This window comes from Serratia sp. CoH_122_TC_1 (genome assembly GCF_058191755.1).
In genome coordinates, this window is sequence record NZ_JBXWLA010000073.1 from 1 (window position 1) to 319 (window position 319).

Genomic DNA, 319 nt, shown 5'->3' on the forward strand with positions numbered 1-319 from the left:
TCGCGGCAACATGCGTCATTCCTCCCTTGCAGTGGATGTATTTCACCGCAGTGAAAGAAAATGATGCTGCTGCAGTTGCCGAACTGAAAGCAGGCATCAAAAACTTTGCTGATGCTTTGGTTGATCGATACAACGCGATTGGTGGTATTCCGCTGCGTGGTAAAGCTCAAACCGATATCGGTAACTCAAACGCAATGGGCATGCGTGTGCTTGGATTGGCGATTTATGCGGGGCTGGATGCTGGGGACGTTTACAAAAATACGTTTGCTGGTGTCTTGAATCGCCTATCAACGGTATACCAAGTAATACCTGGTATTGT

Annotated in this window: 1 protein-coding gene; it reads left to right on the top strand. The window is 47.6% G+C overall.

The genetic code is table 11. From position 1 onward, the window contains the following. Nucleotides 1-319: hypothetical protein (locus tag AC2FC2_RS27035; protein WP_490660215.1), on the top strand; the 319-nt coding region annotated here is incomplete at both ends.